At 46.8% G+C, this 16987-nt stretch carries 19 protein-coding genes; 14 read left to right on the plus strand and 5 right to left on the minus strand.

The genetic code is table 11. From position 1 onward, the window contains the following. The first annotated feature begins 56 nt into the window (after nucleotides 1–56). From ACXAD8_RS15585 to nhaA, 3 genes are all read left to right on the plus strand, one after another. Nucleotides 57–452 (plus strand): FAD synthase family protein, encoded by a 396-nt coding sequence (locus ACXAD8_RS15585; protein ID WP_475230557.1) that lies wholly within the window; start codon nucleotides 57–59, stop codon nucleotides 450–452. Then, a complete protein-coding gene (locus ACXAD8_RS15590; protein WP_475230560.1) occupies nucleotides 449–1483 on the plus strand; it encodes a CDP-glycerol glycerophosphotransferase family protein in 1035 nt (344 codons plus the stop codon). The genes ACXAD8_RS15585 and ACXAD8_RS15590 overlap by 4 nt, the downstream gene beginning before the upstream one ends. A gap of 119 nt (nucleotides 1484–1602) precedes the next feature. Continuing rightward, on the plus strand, nucleotides 1603–2790 hold the full coding sequence (gene nhaA, locus ACXAD8_RS15595) for a Na+/H+ antiporter NhaA (protein WP_475230563.1): 1188 nt from the start codon (nucleotides 1603–1605) through the stop codon (nucleotides 2788–2790). On the opposite strand, the gene ACXAD8_RS15600 is transcribed toward nhaA, so the two are convergent. Beyond that, nucleotides 2768–3220: a hypothetical protein gene (locus tag ACXAD8_RS15600; protein WP_475230566.1), complete on the minus strand. Its 453-nt coding sequence runs from the start codon at nucleotides 3218–3220 to the stop codon at nucleotides 2768–2770. The two genes, nhaA and ACXAD8_RS15600, sit on opposite strands and share 23 nt — an antisense overlap. Before the next feature lie 51 nt (nucleotides 3221–3271). After that, the gene (locus ACXAD8_RS15605; RefSeq protein WP_475230568.1) at nucleotides 3272–4048 is read right to left on the minus strand and encodes a 3-deoxy-D-manno-octulosonic acid kinase; all 777 of its coding nucleotides are present in this window, start codon (nucleotides 4046–4048) and stop codon (nucleotides 3272–3274) included. 54 nt (nucleotides 4049–4102) lie between these two features. Here ACXAD8_RS15605 and ACXAD8_RS15610 point away from each other — a divergent pair, with 54 nt between their 5' ends. Then, on the plus strand, nucleotides 4103–5188 hold the full coding sequence (locus tag ACXAD8_RS15610; protein ID WP_475230571.1) for a glycosyltransferase family 9 protein: 1086 nt from the start codon (nucleotides 4103–4105) through the stop codon (nucleotides 5186–5188). Here the strand turns inward: ACXAD8_RS15610 and ACXAD8_RS15615 are convergent. Further along, nucleotides 5185–5859 (minus strand): DUF2306 domain-containing protein, encoded by a 675-nt coding sequence (locus ACXAD8_RS15615; protein ID WP_475230574.1) that lies wholly within the window; start codon nucleotides 5857–5859, stop codon nucleotides 5185–5187. The two genes, ACXAD8_RS15610 and ACXAD8_RS15615, sit on opposite strands and share 4 nt — an antisense overlap. A 142-nt stretch (nucleotides 5860–6001) precedes the next feature. On the opposite strand from ACXAD8_RS15615, the gene ACXAD8_RS15620 reads away from it, so the two are divergent. After that, on the plus strand, nucleotides 6002–7180 hold the full coding sequence (locus ACXAD8_RS15620; protein WP_475230577.1) for a helix-turn-helix transcriptional regulator: 1179 nt from the start codon (nucleotides 6002–6004) through the stop codon (nucleotides 7178–7180). Here ACXAD8_RS15620 and waaA read toward each other — a convergent pair. After that, nucleotides 7177–8481 carry a lipid IV(A) 3-deoxy-D-manno-octulosonic acid transferase gene (gene waaA, locus ACXAD8_RS15625; protein WP_475230580.1) on the minus strand — a complete coding sequence of 435 codons (1305 nt, stop codon included), beginning with the start codon at nucleotides 8479–8481 and terminating at the stop codon, nucleotides 7177–7179. The genes ACXAD8_RS15620 and waaA overlap by 4 nt on opposite strands. A 157-nt stretch (nucleotides 8482–8638) precedes the next feature. Between waaA and ACXAD8_RS15630 the strand changes: the two genes are divergently transcribed. The 7 genes from ACXAD8_RS15630 (at nucleotide 8639) to ACXAD8_RS15660 (ending at nucleotide 14973) form a co-directional block, all read left to right on the plus strand. Further along, a complete protein-coding gene (locus ACXAD8_RS15630; protein WP_475230583.1) occupies nucleotides 8639–9700 on the plus strand; it encodes a glycosyltransferase family 9 protein in 1062 nt (353 codons plus the stop codon). After that, the gene (locus ACXAD8_RS15635) at nucleotides 9700–10800 is read left to right on the plus strand and encodes a glycosyltransferase family 4 protein (RefSeq protein ID WP_475230586.1); all 1101 of its coding nucleotides are present in this window, start codon (nucleotides 9700–9702) and stop codon (nucleotides 10798–10800) included. The genes ACXAD8_RS15630 and ACXAD8_RS15635 overlap by 1 nt, the downstream gene beginning before the upstream one ends. A 171-nt stretch (nucleotides 10801–10971) precedes the next feature. Further along, a complete protein-coding gene (gene kbl / locus ACXAD8_RS15640; RefSeq protein WP_475230589.1) occupies nucleotides 10972–12159 on the plus strand; it encodes a glycine C-acetyltransferase in 1188 nt (395 codons plus the stop codon). Beyond that, complete coding sequence (gene tdh / locus ACXAD8_RS15645; protein WP_475230592.1) at nucleotides 12159–13187, plus strand: L-threonine 3-dehydrogenase; 1029 nt, start codon at nucleotides 12159–12161, stop codon at nucleotides 13185–13187. The genes kbl and tdh overlap by 1 nt, the downstream gene beginning before the upstream one ends. Before the next feature lies 1 nt (nucleotide 13188). Continuing rightward, the gene (gene glpE, locus ACXAD8_RS15650) at nucleotides 13189–13503 is read left to right on the plus strand and encodes a thiosulfate sulfurtransferase GlpE (RefSeq protein WP_475230595.1); all 315 of its coding nucleotides are present in this window, start codon (nucleotides 13189–13191) and stop codon (nucleotides 13501–13503) included. Then, nucleotides 13500–14339 carry a rhomboid family intramembrane serine protease GlpG gene (glpG, locus tag ACXAD8_RS15655; RefSeq protein ID WP_475230598.1) on the plus strand — a complete coding sequence of 280 codons (840 nt, stop codon included), beginning with the start codon at nucleotides 13500–13502 and terminating at the stop codon, nucleotides 14337–14339. The genes glpE and glpG overlap by 4 nt, the downstream gene beginning before the upstream one ends. 151 nt (nucleotides 14340–14490) lie before the next feature. Further along, nucleotides 14491–14973, plus strand: a complete 483-nt coding sequence (locus tag ACXAD8_RS15660; RefSeq protein WP_475230601.1) for a PhoD-like phosphatase N-terminal domain-containing protein — start codon at nucleotides 14491–14493, stop codon at nucleotides 14971–14973. An 11-nt stretch (nucleotides 14974–14984) separates the two neighbouring features. Here the strand turns inward: ACXAD8_RS15660 and ACXAD8_RS15665 are convergent, their stop codons facing one another. Continuing rightward, nucleotides 14985–15383, minus strand: a complete 399-nt coding sequence (locus tag ACXAD8_RS15665; RefSeq protein ID WP_475230603.1) for a flagellar basal body-associated protein FliL — start codon at nucleotides 15381–15383, stop codon at nucleotides 14985–14987. A 136-nt stretch (nucleotides 15384–15519) separates the two neighbouring features. Between ACXAD8_RS15665 and ACXAD8_RS15670 the strand changes: the two genes are divergently transcribed. Next, nucleotides 15520–16089: a chorismate--pyruvate lyase family protein gene (locus ACXAD8_RS15670; RefSeq protein ID WP_475230606.1), complete on the plus strand. Its 570-nt coding sequence runs from the start codon at nucleotides 15520–15522 to the stop codon at nucleotides 16087–16089. A gap of 23 nt (nucleotides 16090–16112) precedes the next feature. Then, nucleotides 16113–16985: a 4-hydroxybenzoate octaprenyltransferase gene (gene ubiA / locus ACXAD8_RS15675; protein ID WP_475230609.1), complete on the plus strand. Its 873-nt coding sequence runs from the start codon at nucleotides 16113–16115 to the stop codon at nucleotides 16983–16985. Nucleotides 16986–16987: the final 2 nt, after the last annotated feature.

Genomic DNA, 16987 nt, shown 5'->3' on the forward strand with positions numbered 1-16987 from the left:
TCCCGGGATTGAACAGGCCTGGGTGAGATCTTAAATTAATGAATGGCGAGTGGCGAGTGCGCAGAATAATCACCTTTGGAACCTACGATGTCTTTCACGTTGGTCACGTTAAATTGTTAAAGCGGGCCAGATTACAGGGGGATTATTTAATTGTCGGCGTGTCTTCTGATGAATTAAACTTCAGTAAAAAGGGACGTAATCCGATTTATTCACTAGACAATCGCATGGAGATTATTGAATCGCTGAAGTTTGTTGACGAAGTGTTTGTGGAGCACTCGCTGGAAGCCAAGCGTCAGTATATCCTGGAGGCAAAGGCCGACGCCCTGGTGATGGGGGATGATTGGGTAGGGCGTTTTGACGAGTTCAAGGATATTTGTGATGTAGTGTATTTGCCTCGTACACCTTCTGTTTCTACCACAGAAATTATTGAAGTCATCAAAGAGGTAAGATGATGAAACGGTTTCTGATGTATATCTCGGAAAACTATGCTTTTGAGATTTTACGTCCATTGCAGGCGGCAATTCGGGACCGTGGCTACCAGGTTGCCTGGTTTGTGGAGGGGGAACATGTCAACCTGAGCTATTTTGCTGAAGATGAAACCTTGTTACCCAATGTCCCCGCAGTTAAGGCGTTTAATCCAGATGCGGTGTATATACCCGGTAATCTGATACCGGATTTTTTCCCCGGTTTGAAAGTGCAGTTGTTTCACGGCTTCGAATGGAAGAAAAAGGGCCATTTTCGCATCCGCGGCATGTTTGATCTCTATTGCACTCAGGGACCATTGTTTACCAAAAAATTTAATGAACTGGCGCAACCACATCGCCATTTTGATGTAATAGAAACCGGCTGGCCGAAGGTGGATAGCTTGTTTAATGCCAAACCTTATCACTGGCCTGAGCGAGACCAAAGACCCGTCGTTTTGTTTGCACCCACCTTTTCACCAGCTTTGACCAGTGCTCCGGCATTGTTTGAGCAAATTAAAGCATTGTCGGAAACCGGACAGTGGCAATGGTTGGTGAAGTTTCATCCAAAAATGGATGCCCACTGGCAACAGCAATATAGGGACATCGAAAATGCCAACTTAAAAGTGGTGGAAACTCAGGAAATAGCCGGGTTGTTGCAGTGTGCTGATGTTATGGTTTCTGATACATCTTCGATAATTACCGAGTTTGCCCTGTTGAACAAACCGGTGGTGACTTTTGCTAATTCACAGCCTGATCCGCATTTACTGGATTTTAACGATGCAACCCGATTGCGGGAAATGATAGAACATGCTCTCGATGCAAAAGGAGAGTTAACGGCTAAAATTACAGAGGCGGTAGCGCAATTACACCCTTACTCTGATGGCAAATCTTCACAACGAGTGCTGGATGCGACTTTGTTGAGTCTCGAAAAAGGTCGGGATCATTTGAAAGCGAAACCTTATAACCTGATCCGTTCATTAAAGTTACGCAAAAAATTAGGATATTGGTGGGGTTTTTAAGCCACCGTTGCTTTCTTCTTGCTGCAATTGTCATTCAACTATAATGAACAGGCAGCTATAGTGATATTCTGAAATTATACTGAGGACATCAAATACACATGCAGCCCAAAGAACACACAATGCAAAAGTCCGTCATTGAAGAGTTTTTAGATAAGGAATCCTCTGCTGGTATCATTTTAATGTTCGCCGCGGTATTTGCCATGATCGCGGCCAACACGCCATTGTCGGCCTGGTATGATTTACTGATAGATACGCCGGTGGCAGTGAAAGTCGGTAAGCTGGAAATCGCAAAACCGTTATTGCTTTGGATCAACGATGGCTTAATGGCGGTGTTTTTCCTGTTGGTGGGCATGGAACTAAAACGCGAGGTGATGGAAGGCGAGCTTTCGGATCCGGCGAATATTGTGTTTCCGGCTATTGGTGCTGTGGGCGGGATGTTGGCTCCTGCTGCTATTTATTACTTCTTTAATCAAAATGACCCGGTTACCCTGAAAGGCTGGGCTATTCCAGCCGCTACAGATATCGCTTTTGCGCTGGGTATTTTGTCTTTGCTGGGCTCACGTGTTCCGGTATGTTTAAAAATATTCCTGACTTCGCTGGCCATTTTTGATGACCTGGGGGCCATCATTATCATTGCCCTGTTTTATACCAGTAAAATTTCCGTGTCGGCACTGGTGGTTGCAGCCATCTGTACCGCCGTATTAGCCTTTATGAATTATCGCGGTATTTCTGATCGAAGTCGTTATATCTTTGTGGGCGTAGTCATGTGGGTGGCCATGTTAAAGTCGGGTGTTCACGCCACCCTCGCGGGTGTCATTATCGCTATGTTTATTCCCATGAAACATAAACAACCGGATCAGCCTTCGCCACTAAAAGAAATGGAACATGATCTGCACGGGGTTGTCGCCTTTTTTATTCTGCCTATTTTTGCCTTCGCCAATGCCGGCATCAGTCTGGAAGGGGTCACCTTTGAGCAGATATTGCATCCGGTGCCGCTAGGTATTACGGCCGGACTTTTTGTGGGTAAACAAATTGGTATCTTTGGCTTGTGCTGGCTGAGTATAAAACTAGGGCTGGCAAAGCTGCCTAAAGGTATGTCTTATCTCAGTTTGTATGGTATCTCGTTACTGTGTGGTGTGGGCTTTACCATGAGTTTATTTATTGGCTCCTTAGCGTTTGAAGAAACCGGTGCCATCCCACTATTTGATGAACGCCTTGGTATTATTCTGGGCTCCTTGTTGTCCGGTGTGGTTGGCTTTATCGTGCTAAACTTCAGTCTTAAACCTAAGGCGCAGAAGGTGGCGTAGCTGAAGAGTCGCTCTGGTATTGCTCGTAGCCATCCAGCTTATACTTACAGATGTATTCTGGTGTCTTGAGCAAAGACTGGGCGTAAATAAAGCCATATATGCCTGTCATTAAAATACTGGGAGCCACTGTTGCTGCCACATCCGGGGTGTTGTTTATCACATTGAGCAACACCACCATGATGGATTGAAACGCCAAAGGGGGCAGAACTGCAATCTGAGGCCGTTTGTGGCACTTCATTTTACTGAGTGTCCAGTTGAGAAATGCCGTAAAGGTAACTGTCATCAGAGCGCTGTAACTTCCCTGTAAAATCGCACTGCGCAGCACCAGCGCGTTATCGTCACTGGCCATACTATTAACCCACCAGGACCAGAGGCTATAAAATACAAAGGCCACAATTGCAGAAAGGATGGCACGATTTTTTGCAGACATTACTGGTTCTCTTTTTTGTCACACTCTTTGAGTTAGACCTGTATCAAGGAATTATCTTTCAGAACGGCTGTTTTTAGCCTCATAACCTTCAGTAAAGGATAGCCAGTTTTGTTCTGACCAGAAAAAGTGCTGATTTTGCTTTTGCTCTTTCAGCAATGAACGATGCAGGCGTTGCAGGTTTTTGGACTTCCAGTCGTCACCGGATAATCTGGCGCACTTGTCAAAATCAATCAGCCAGCTTTGGTTGTGCTTATCCAGCATAATGTTGCGAATGTTGAGGTCGTGATGGTAGATCTGCTGCTCGTGGAAGCCTCTGACCATAGCGCCCAATTGGTACCAGATTTCATCAGGCAGTGTTTGTTGCGTCAGTTTTTGGTGCAAGTCGTCGGCATCAGGAATGCGTTTGATGAGAATGTAGTTGCGATATATCAATCCGCTACGGTCAATACCCGCCATAACCGGCTCAGGTACTGGCAGACCCAGTTTATGCATCTCCAGAAGTAGAAAAAATTCTCGCCAGGCGCGGGTTTTTTGATAACCATTGAAAAAAAACTGGTTGGACAGCAGCTTACCGGGTAACCCCCCACGCAAATATTGCCGCAGAATCATCTGTTGCTCTTTGTGTTTGACAAAGAGGGTTGTGCCCCTGCCGGCAGCCGTACCCATAACGGCTTGGTTTTTATACCAAAAATCCGGATTGAACACCTGTCTGGATGCATTTAACTGACATTGCTGATGGCGCAGAATACGGCAGCCGGACTGTTGGAATAACTGCACATCAGGATGTTGTTGTTGCAACAGGGGCGGCAACGGGATTTGTTTTGGCATTTCACTTCGCTTGCGACAGATAAACAAGTAAGGAACAATAGTGCCAGATAATAAATGACAGTGACAGATCCGGCGTTCGGATTGGAATTTTTTGTGCGAGAAAACGGTAAACTTTGTATTTTGAGATTGTCTGCCATTGGTGATGTTTGCCATGCTGTAGCAATGGTGGAACGTATCCAGCGCATGCGACCCGATATAGAAATCACCTGGATCATCGGAAAAATAGAGTATCAATTGTTGCAGGACATGCCGGGAATCCGGTTTGTGGTGTTCGATAAACGCCAGGGATGGTCGGCTTATAGCCAGTTGCGAGCAGATCTTAAAGGGCAGCGATTTGATGTGCTGTTGCTGATGCAGGTGGCGCTGAGAGCGAATCTGGCCAGCTTATTCATCAAGGCGAAAAGGAAAATTGGCTTTGATGCGGAGCGGGCCAAAGAGCTGCATCATGTTTTTGTATCTCACCGAATCGCGGCACAAAAACATCCCCACGTACTTGAGGGCTTTATGGCTTTTGCTGATGCCGCCGGAATTCCTGATGGTGGTTTACCGCGCTGGCATATCCCAATCCCTGATTCGGCTTCGGAAGTTGCAACATCCTTATTAGGTGACGTTCAGCAATATGTGGTAATTTGCCCTTCGGCCAGCAAAGCTGAGCGCAACTGGACAGTTGAAGGTTATCAGGAAGTGGCATATAACCTGAAAAATCGAGGCTTTTCTGTGGTGCTTTGTGGTGGTCCAGCCGAGAGTGAACGTCAACTGGCTGAAGCAATAGCTGCCTGTGGCGATATTAGCCTTAACCTCACCGGGAAAACTAACCTAAAACAGCTATTAGCAATACTGAGCGAAGCCAGCCTGGTGATTGCGCCGGATACCGGCCCTGCGCACATGGCAACCACAGTTTCTACCCCAGTGATTGGCTTATATGCTCATAGTAATCCGGTACGCACCGGGCCATACAATGACATTGAACATGTGGTGTCTGTCTATGAAACAGTAATCCAACAGCAAAAAGGTAAGCCATGGCACCAATTGCGTTGGGGAACGCGGGCAAAGGGCCAGGATCTAATGGCCCTGATTGAGCCGGAGCAGGTTATTGCACAGATTGATCGGGTACTTGGTACATCTGATAACAGCCATTAGATAGCTTGCTCAGCTAGTTTTGACAAAGGTTTGTTGTCCTTCAAATTTCTGATTATAAACAGTTCAGCGATTAGCAGATTAACCAGAAAGCCCACCCAAATACCTATGCCAATGACCAGCTGATCGATTTGCCCAAGCACTAAAAAGGCCGGAATAAAGAACAAGCGTTGTGTTGCAGGGCCAAGTGCTACAGCTGTGGTACGGATCATCCAGGCACGGTGCTCGGCGACTTTTCCTTGTTTGATTTTCACAACGCCAATGACAACACAGATACAGCTGGCAAGGGCGAAAGTCATGACGCCAAAGTACTTAAGGTAACCGCCGAACGCTGGATACACCTGGTTCATAACCAGCGCCGTTGTCCCGGCGGTCAGGGCACTGAAAACTAATAAAATGCCTGAGGACTTGTGAAACCATGGCGCTTTTGCGCGAATATTGGCGGAAAATTGTAAGGGACTAAGTAAGTTGAACGCCACACCAGCAATTATGTGTAGAATGATGGGTAAGGGTATCTGGTAGTAGTGAGGTACTTCTGGATCATGGGATGCGTTGCCGCTGATCAGTCCGGTATTTAAAGCTTCTAGCTGTAAGGTACCTGACAGGATGCTGATAAACCCTAACAGGTATAAACCCAGAATGCTCCAGTTCAGATGTTTTTTAATTGTGGTCATAATGACTTCCCGTACTAGCTTAAAAAGTATGGCTGGCAGTCTGTCAGTAACCGCTTGTCTGGTCGTCCTGCTCCAACGGGAAGGACAGCTTTTGTTTGCTGAATAATGGTCATTAAGCAATTTGTAAGGGTGCTATCACCAAATGCAGGATATTTTATCTTTCCACCTTTTTGCTTTAAGCCAGGGCGTAGGTGTTTTAGGAGCTTTGCTTGTATGGCGCAATAACCCAGATGGCTGGCTAAAAACGCTTTATTTAGGGCTTATTGCGGCCGTAACATTAATCTCGCTGAGTGCGCAACTGGTGGAATATCAAGAAGCTAATGTCGGGCTTGCCATCGCGTTATTGCTACCGGCTTTTTTTGCCTTACCGCCATTGTATTGGTTGCTTATCAATTACCTGACCAGTACCGACTTTCATTTTTCCAAACAACAACTGATGCTGAATAGCTTGTTGCCGGGCTTGTCGTTGTTGCTCAGCTTGAGCATTATGCTGTTACCCTCGGACAGAATTGAATTGTTGTTTGGCGAAAGTGATGGCCCATTGCATTGGTGGGAAAATGCGCTTTTGCTGGTGGTATTCGCACTGTTTATTGTCTGGTTAGGGTTTTCTTTAGCCTACCTGATCAAAATTATGCGCCGTCTAATTCACTATCGACGACAATTGCTGGCGGTATTTTCCAACACTGAAGGGCGAGAGTTACGCTGGATAAACTGGCATGGCGCTTTGATTTTGCTGCTATGGGTATTAATCGCCAGCGGTTATCTGGGAGTATTTTTACCGTTGCAAATTTTGACTATGTTGATGGGGGCCACGGCGAGTCTGGTATTTATCTTGGTGTTGACCTTGTGGGGTATTCAACAGCAACCCGGATTTGCGTTGTTTAAAGCACAACAGCAGCAATTACAGGCTGTACTGGATAGTGATGAATCTGCAACAGATGAGTCGGGTAACTCCATCTCTTATCAAAACTCGGGATTATCACAGGCGGATTTGCAACTGTTTGCAGAAAAGTTGCGAGCTTGTATCCAGCAGCAGGTTTATCTGGATCCTGACCTGACTCTACCTGAATTGGCCAGTAAGAGTCATATTCCCGCTATCTATGTTTCGCAAACGCTGTCCCAGGAATTTAATTGCAACTTTTATCAGTTTATTAATGCGCATCGCATTGAATATGCTCAGCAATTACTGACTAAAACCGACAACAGCGTTCTTGATATTGCCCTGGCTGCTGGCTTCAATACCCGTTCTGCATTTTACAATGCATTTAAAAAGCAAACCGGTATGACACCTGGCCAGTATCGAAGCCATAAAACGGATTAAGAAAACCCGATAATTTTCAGGGTCTGAGCAATAGCTCCGGCGTTGCGTTGCACCACTTCTGCACCGGCTCTGCCTGCTTCTTTAGCCTTTTGCGGGTGTGACAGCCAGTATTCTATCTGAGTGCAAAGTTGCTGTTCATCGGATACTGACACCATGGCGCTGGCTTGCAGTAAAGTCTCACAAATTGCGGGATTGTTGTATAAGTGTGAGCCCATAATCACTGGCTTTTGAAACAGTGCCGCTTCCAGGGCATTGTGTCCGCCCCGGTCTGCCAAACTACCACCCACAAAAGCAATATCAGCCAAACTGTAGACACTTTTTAAAATGCCCATTTCATCAATGAGCAAGACATCGGTGTCGGCGGCTACCGCTGTGTTATCGGACAACGATTGCTGCTTCAGTTGCTGTTCGTCAATGAGCTTCTGCACCCGACTAAAACGCTGCGGGTGACGAGGCGTCAACATCAGCAGTAATTGAGGAAAAGCGGATTTGAGCTTTTGATAACTATGCAGCAGGACTTTTTCTTCCGGATCGTGGGTACTGGCACCCAACAATACCGTGCGCTCCTGCAATTTTAATTTGTTGGCCAGGGCATTGGCTTTTTCTTTATCGGTATCAGACAGTGTCTGATCAAACTTCATATTGTTGCTGAGAAACAGTTTTTCCTTGGGGCATCCCAACTTTAAATAGTTGTCAAAATCCCGTTGCCCTTGAGCACAGACTGCGGTGATTTTGTGCAACATCGGACCAAACAGGTTATTTAACTTCGCGTAATTTCGCGCTGACTTATCCGTTAACCTGGCGTTGATGATATAGACCGGAATCTTGGCCTGCCAACAGGCGTGGATCAGATTCGGCCAAAGTTCCACTTCGGTAATCAATACTTTTTCGGGGGCAACACGGCGCAATAAGCCGTACATGGCCATGTGCAAATCATAAGGCAGGTAAACGTGGCTGACTGAATCGCCAAAAGTTTTTCTAACCTGTTCTGAGCCGGTGGGCGTAGTGGTGGTGATGGTGATTGGATATTCAGGATGTTGAGCCCAGATTTGTTTTACCAGAGCCGATGCCGCAACCACTTCTCCTACGGATACACAGTGCAGCAGTATGCCGCCTCGCTGCCGAATGGGTGGCAGAAAACCGAAACGCTCTAGCTTCCGCTTGCGATATGCCGGACCGCGATAACTGGCTTTGATTAGCAGGTTCAAAAATGCCAGGGGAATAAACAGGGCAATTAATGTCGAGTATAACCAACGAGCTAAAAACTCTTTAAATGTAGGTTTGTAAGCGGTTTTTTGCATAGAGATTATTTGCCACGAAGAGTCAGGCTCAAAGCCGGAAATTCATATAACTGTATTAATTGTGTGCTTGGATCCAAAAACAGAATAGCGCATCAAAATTACGGAAATTTTGCGCATTATAACCGCCTCAGCGGATTTAGGTTGAGTTTTTAAAGCTATGTTGCCAGACATTACCAATCCCAAGAACATTCTATTGATCAGGCTCAGTGCTATTGGTGACATCGTGATGGCCAGCGGCTTACTGAGCAGTCTCAAGTCTCGCTGGCCCGATGCCAGGATCACCTGGTTAGCCGAACCTGTCGGAGCCTCAATGTTAGCAGGACACCCACTGTTACAGGAGGTTCTGATCCTACCCAGAACACACTGGAAAAAACTGCGAAAACGCGGTCGACTGATTGCCTTGGCAAAGGAGGTCAGGAGTTTCAGAAAGCAGTTGAGGGGGCAATCATTCGATCTGGTGATAGATGCCCAGGGGTTATTAAAAAGTGGCATTTGGGCCTGGCAGGCAAAGGGCAGATTGAAAATTGGTTTGGGCTGTAGGGAAGGGAGCCAGGTATTTTTTCATCATGTGCTTAGCAGGGATAATGCACCCACTATCGCCTCGGAATACCGCTCGCTGGCATTGCAACTGGGTTGCGCTGCAGATCAGTATGAAATGTCGCTGGCCCGGCCAAGGGAGGCGAAGAAAGTCGTGGATGGTTTGTTATCTGAAATGGGCATTGAAAAATACGCCGTATTTTGTGTTTACACCACTCGCCCCCAAAAACACTGGTTCGAAGAGCATTGGATTGAACTTGCGGAAAAGGTTCGCAAGAAGTTTCGCTTGCCGGTGATTATTGTTGGAGGGGCGCAGGATGCTGCACACGCCAGCGAGCTGGCCATTTGTGGCAATATGCATTCGCTGGCGGGGAAAACTTCTCTATTGGAAACGGCTGAATTGGTAAGGCGCGCCAAGTTACTGGTGGGAGTGGATACGGGTGTTACTCACATGGGGATTATGGCAGGCGTGCCTACCGTGTGTCTTTTTGGCTCAACGGCTCCTTATTTGAGTGCGGAAGGCGCAGAAATCATATATCTCAATAAATCCTGCTCTCCCTGTAAACGGCGTCCCAGCTGTGACGGCGAGTTTCATTGTATGGCGGACATCAATGCCAAAATGGTGATAAGACGATTGAAAAGATTACTGCCAAAGGCGAAAGCTAAGAGAGATAAACATTGATGGTAGATCTTCCCAAGGAGCGAATTCGGGTACTGCATATTGAGGCGGGAAAGCATTTGTATGGCGGTGCTCAACAGGTGGTCTATCTTTGTCAGGGATTGCAGGACTACCCGGTTGATAATATTTTGCTGTGTCCACACAACAGTGCCATTGCCACTGCTGCCATGCCCATTGCTCAGGTGGAAAGTATCGCTATGAAAGGAGATTTGGATATTGGGCTGATAAAACGTATTTGCCAAAAAATAGAACAGCACCAACCCCATATTCTGCACGTGCACAGTCGCCGTGGTGCCGATTTGTTTGCGGCGCTGGCCGCGCAAAAAATGGCCTTACCGGCAGTGTGTTCCCGGCGGGTGGACAACAAAGAGAATGCCTTTTTTGCTCGCTGGAAATATCGCAAGTACCGCAATGTGGTGTGTATTTCCGAGGGAATTGCTGATGTGGTGAGGGCTACCGGATACCCCAGCGAGCGCATAACCACTATTCACAGTGCCGTAGATACCAATTTGTTTACCCCTGAAGCCGATGCCACCTGGTTCAGAAAGGAGTTTAACATTCAGCGGGATGAGTTGGTGATTGCTAATTTTGCGCAAATGATTGAACGCAAAGGGCAGGCTGAACTTATCAAGGCATTTAATACACTAGTAAAACACACGCCCAATTGTAAATTGCTGTTGTTTGGCCAGGGGCCGAGACTGGCATTCTATCAGGAGTTGGTGCGTCAGTTGGGATTGCAAAATCGGGTGCTTTTCCCCGGATTTCGCAAAGACATGGCGCGTATCATTCCGGCCGTGGATCTGGTGGTTCATCCGGCAAAAACCGAGGGTTTAGGAGTGGCGCTCTTGCAATCAGCCGCCTGTGGCAGAGCGATTGTGGCAACCCGCACAGGTGGGATCCCGGAAATTGTTCGTCAGCACCAAAATGGCTTATTGCTTGATGTAGGTGATCAGTCAGGCCTGGTGGCCGCAATGCAAAAGTTGCTCAGCGATGCAGTGTTACGTGACAAGATGGGGAAAACCGGACGTAAAATTGTAGAGCAGGATTTTTCCATCGCCACTATGGCGCAGCGAAATTATCTAAACTATCTGACTCTGCTCTAGCGCAGTGGCAGTTGAGTTGGGGCACTGTCAGTTTTTAATTACAATTTGGTTTAACTGCTACAAAGCCAATCTATCGGGTTTTAATCGGGCAAGTTACTATTACGCCTTTATCCTTTAAAATACCTACAATATCTAAAATAACGTCATAACAATATTTTCAGCAGGCCTACAATGAGCATGATAGAACATTTAAAAACCGAACTGGCGACCTTGAAAGAAGAAGGGTTATACAAGTCAGAACGAATCATTACTTCTCAACAAGATGCCGATGTGAGTGTCACTAGTGGCGAACAGGTCTTAAATTTCTGCGCCAATAACTACCTCGGATTAGCCAATCATCCCGAGTTGATTAAGGCGGCCAAAAATGGCCTGGACAGCCACGGGTTTGGTATGGCGTCGGTACGCTTTATTTGTGGTACTCAGGACAACCACAAAGTTTTAGAACAAAAGATTTCTGAATTCCTTGGGATGGAAGACACGATTTTGTATTCATCCTGCTTTGATGCCAATGCTGGCCTGTTTGAAACCTTGTTAGGCCCTGAAGACGCGATAATTTCCGATGCGTTAAACCATGCCAGTATTATTGATGGTGTGCGTTTGTGTAAAGCCAAGCGCTTCCGTTATGCCAACAACGATATGGCAGATTTAGAAGCTAAGTTACAGGAAGCTACCGAGCAAGGTGCCCGCTTCAAACTGATCGCAACGGATGGTGTGTTTTCCATGGATGGCATCATTGCCAACCTGAAGGGCGTTTGTGATCTGGCGGATAAATACGGTGCAATGGTGATGGTGGATGATTCCCACGCTGTTGGCTTTGTAGGTGAAAATGGCCGTGGCAGCCACGAGTTTTGTGAAGTGATGGGCCGGGTGGATATTATCACAGGTACTTTAGGTAAAGCACTTGGCGGTGCTTCAGGTGGTTACACCTCAGCGAAAAAAGAAGTGATCGACTGGTTGCGTCAACGCTCTCGTCCTTACTTGTTTTCCAATTCTTTAGCACCTTCTATTGTGGCGGCATCTATTCGCGTTATTGAAATGCTACAACAGGGTAGTGACTTGCGCGAAAAGCTGGTGGAAAACAGCCGCTATTTCAGAGAGAAGATGTCAGCAGCGGGTTTTACCCTTGCCGGTGCTGATCACGCCATCATTCCGGTGATGATTGGCGATGCTAAACTGGCTTCGCAAATGGCTGATAAAATGTTGCAAAAAGGCATTTATGTGGTGGGCTTTTCCTTCCCTGTGGTGCCCAAAGGTCAGGCGCGTATCCGCACGCAAATGTCGTCAGCCCACACTAAAGCACAACTGGATAAAGCAATTGATGCCTTTATCAGTGTGGGCAAAGAGCTGGGAGTGATTTAATGAAAGCCTTATCCAAACTGCATGCCGAAAAAGGTATCTGGATGGTGGATACCGACAAGCCTGAAATGGGCCATAACGATTTGCTGATCAAGATCCGCAAGTCAGCCATTTGTGGCACTGATATGCACATTTATCACTGGGACGAATGGGCTCAAAAAACCATTCCCGTACCTATGGTGGTGGGCCACGAATACGTTGGCGAAGTGGTGGACATGGGCAGCGAAGTGGCCGGTTTTAAAAAAGGCGATCGGGTGTCTGGAGAAGGGCATATTACCTGTGGCCATTGTCGCAATTGTCGGGCAGGACGTCGTCATCTGTGTCGCAATACCTATGGAGTTGGTGTAGATCGCACCGGTTCTTTTGCCGAATACCTGGTAATTCCGGCATTTAACGCCTTTAAAATTCCTGACAATATTAGTGATGATCTGGCAGCGATTTTTGACCCCTTTGGCAATGCTGTGCACACCGCACTCTCTTTTGATCTGGTGGGAGAAGACGTACTGATCACCGGCGCAGGCCCCATTGGGATCATGGCGGCAGCTGTGGCCAAACACGTGGGAGCCCGTAATGTGGTGATCACTGATGTCAATGAATACCGCCTGGAACTGGCCCGAAAAATGGGCGCAACCCGCGTGGTAAATGTCTCCTCAGAGTCGCTGAAAGACGTTATGCGTGAGCTGGGCATGACCGAAGGCTTTGACGTGGGCCTGGAGATGTCCGGTGCACCGGTTGCTTTCCGGGATATGCTCAACAGCATGAATCACGGGGGCAAGATTTCTTTGCTGGGTATTCCGCCTTCGGATATGGCCATTGACTGGAATCAGGTGATCTTTAAGGGGTTGGTGATCAAAGGTATCTATGGCCGGGAAATGTTCGAAACCTGGTACAAGATGGCCAGCCTGATCCAATCTGGTTTAGATCTTACGCCCATGATCACGCATCAATTTGCAATTGATGACTTTCAAAAAGGCTTTGAGGCCATGGCCTCTGGCCAGTCTGGCAAAGTTTTACTTAACTGGCAGGAATAACATGCAAACCTTTAAACACATCGATGTACAAGGTACCGCGAAGCTGATGGAGCAAGGCGCTAAAGTGTTTGATATTCGCGACCCAAATAGCTTCGCTCAGAGTCATATTCCGGGCTCTGCGCATTTGACTAATGACAACCTGCAACAAGTGGTCACGGAGGTGTCTAGTGATACGCCAGTGGTAATTTGCTGTTATCACGGTATCAGCAGTCAGCAGGCTGCGCAGTATTTTGTAGCGCAGGGATTTGATGAGGTATACAGCATGGATGGTGGTTTTGAAGCCTGGAAACAGTCGATGCCATCAGAGAGCTTGTGATAATACTGGCGTCATTTCCACAACAGTCACCAGCCAATACGCTGGTGGCTTATATGCAGGCTAACAACATTGCCTGCTCCTATCAGGCACTGGACCAGCAATTTCAGGTGATACTGCACAATGATGCCGATCTGGATGCAGCAAAGCAGATGTTGTTGGAGTTTGTGCAAAACCCCAATGCTAAAAAATTCCAATCTTTCGCCTGGCAAAGTGCCACACCGGCTGAGCTGGGAGCGGGTTCGGTTGGATTTTCCTGGCGCTATGGGACAGTGGCATTGTTTAAATCCCCGCTGGCAGCGGCAATTTTACTGATTGCTCTGGGGATACATGGTCTGGTTTTTGTCTTAGGACAGTTTGAATTATTTGACCACCTTTATTTTCAACCCTGGTCAGAAGTGGTTCAAAACGGTGAAATCTGGCGGCTTATTACGCCTACCCTGATGCACTTTTCCGCACTACACATTATTTTTAATCTGGTGTGGTGGTGGATTTTGGGCAGCGATATTGAACAGAAGCTGGGCTTGGGGATGTTGTTGGCCATATACCTCACAACCGGAATCATCTCCAATCTGGCGCAATTCTGGGTCTCTGGGCCGAATTTTGGTGGTCTAAGCGGTGTGGTTTACGGTTTATTTGGTTTTGTCTGGTGGATGGGCTGGCTTAGACCTGATAAAGGATTGAGTCTGTCGAAGCCGCTGATTGGCTTTATGCTGTTGTGGTTGGTGATAGGCTATGCCGATGTGCTCTGGATAAATATGGCCAATACGGCTCATTTGACAGGATTAATCAGCGGCTGTGTATTGGCGTTGCTGTGTAGTCGCTTGGTGAAAAAGTAAAACTGCCATTTCTTGCCAGTCTTGCTATTTTGGTTTTTCAGGGTGTGTATTTCTTTGCGCATTTCTGTATAGTAAACATACTTATTTGACACAGGTCTACCTGAGAGACGGAACGACTGATTTACAGTATTTAATAGGATTTGGACAAACTATGAACAATTTAACCAGACGCTCTTTTTTAAACGGTGGCGCGGCTTTGCTGGGCGGAGCGACACTTGGGGTTAGTTTACCGGCTTTTAGCAACCGGATGCTTGCAACGGAAGATTACGAGATACCGGGGGCTCCGGCTGATAATTTTGTTGCTGTGGTAAGAAATATCATTCCCGACAGGCATAGCCAGCGTTGGCAAATAAAGTGGCAGTTTGCCGAAGATCCTTATTTTGAAAAGGTGGTGAATTCCGATAGCGTTAAATATGCTTCGGAGGAGGATAAGCTGGTACAGATTAGATTGGAAAATGTCCCACCCAATAAGAAGCTATACTTTAAATTAGAGTGTGAAAACTGTACAGCCAGCGAATGGTTAGGGGCGTCAGAACTCGGTAATACTACTCAGTTTGTTGTTTTTCCAACGACAAGTTTGTCAGCCTCGGCAGAGGTTGAGCAGCGTTCGCCAGTTGTGGAAGTGGTTTACTGATAAGGGCTTTGTTAGCCCTGATACAGGTATTTAGTAAAGATTACGTCTTTAATCATTTCTGAACCGGTTTCGGCTTTCATCAGCTTGCGCAATTCATCCAGGCAGGCGCGACGAATGTCTTCGCGGCCGGTTAAAGACTTAACTTGCTCTTCGGTCTGTCTGCCAAAGATATCAATGGTGGTGGCTCGCAATAGGGGCGCGTGGTGTTCGGCGGCCTCCAAATGCTTGGCAGAATCCAGCATCAGTTCGATGGTCACCCTGACATAACCGATATTGCGGCTATTGGAACTGATGTAGTTGGTTACGATATCCGGTTCCAGCCCAAAGTAAGCTGTATCATTGGCTTGTGTAGCGCCACTAAAGAGCAATAGGTTTGCTAAAAGTGTTAAACCCAATAATTTCATTTTCATATTCAATACCAGAAAAACCAATAATAAACAGGATGATAACGGCCTACCCGCTATTGTAGATTATATTACGCCGAAGCTTTAGTCTAAATCATGTAATTGGTATTATTTTGCATAATTTAATTAATCTACATGAATTTTGGCTGAAAACTCCCTGAATAATCTCACTATTACCGAATCCTGGCATGACGCAGAGGATTTGCAACCTGTCGATCCCCTGCTGCGCAACTGGTTGTTGAATACGGGCTCATTAACCGAAAGGTTGCAATCCAACTGTTTGCGCTTTGAAGTGGAAGTTTTGAATCAGCGGGTGGCAGAGATAGCTCCCGATGAAAGCCAATATTTGTATGGCCAGTTTGATGAGGTTGCGCAGGATACTCAGGTTCGTGAGGTGTATTTGAAAGGCAATGGAGAGCATTGGGTGTTTGCTCGTTCTCTCTTGCCGGTTAGCTTTCTGGAACAAGAAATGTCAGAACTGACCCGGTTAGGTAACAAACCCTTGGGTAAGATCATCTTTAACGATGCCAGATTTCAACGTCAGAGTTTTCAGTTGGTAAAGTGCCCGGTGGCAGGTGCAACCCAGACAAAACTTGGTATTGAAAGCAGCATAAACTTATGGGGACGGCGCTCTTTGTTTCGCTTTAAAACCCATCGCATCATGGTGGCTGAACTTTTCTTGCCGGGTAGCCCCGCCTATGCCAATCATTAATCCGACCTGTTGATGTGAGCAAAATGGATAGATCAATAAAACTCAATGCCTTGTGGCGACTGATGCGTGCCGATAAGCCTATTGGTACCTGGCTGCTGATGTGGCCAACCGCCTGGGGCTTAATACTGGCAGCCGAAGGGTGGCCTGGTTGGCACATTAGCCTGGTGTTTGTTGTGGGCACATTTCTGATGCGCTCCGCCGGTTGCGTTATCAATGATTTTGCGGATCGCAAGATAGATGGCCACGTAAAACGCACGGAACAGCGGCCAATTGTCAGTGGTGAGGTTTCCGCAAAACAAGCTCTGGCATTGTTCACGGGCTTGTCTTTAATGGCTTTTGCCTTGGTGCTTACGCTGAACTGGCAAACGATAGCATTGTCTTTTGTGGCGTTGGCGCTGGCGTTTTGTTACCCCTTTATGAAGCGCTTTACCTACTTACCACAGTTTGTATTGGGAGCTGCTTTTAGTTTTGGTATTCCCATGGCCTTTATGGCGATCCGCGAGCAACTGCCCTGGTGGTTGTGGTTGATTTATCTGGCTAACCTGTTGTGGACAGTGGCTTACGATACTATGTATGCCATGGTGGATAGGGATGATGATGTGAAAATCGGGGTAAAGTCTACCGCGATATTGTTCGGTCAATTCGACAAACTCATCATTGCCATTTTGCAGTTGTTAACCCTGCTGAGTTTAGGTTGGGTATTCCTGCTGTTACAGTTGGGATATTTTGCCTATGGTGCACTGTTTATCGCGGCGTTTTTGTTTATTCAGCAGCAAATAATGATTGCAAAGCGTCAGCGAGAGGCTTGTTTTAAGGCTTTTTTACACAATAATAAAGTGGGCTTTGTGATCACCTTGGGACTTATCGGGGAGTTCCTTCTCCCCGTGTTAATTTGAGG

This window comes from Planctobacterium sp. AWH2_060 (genome assembly GCF_056158425.1).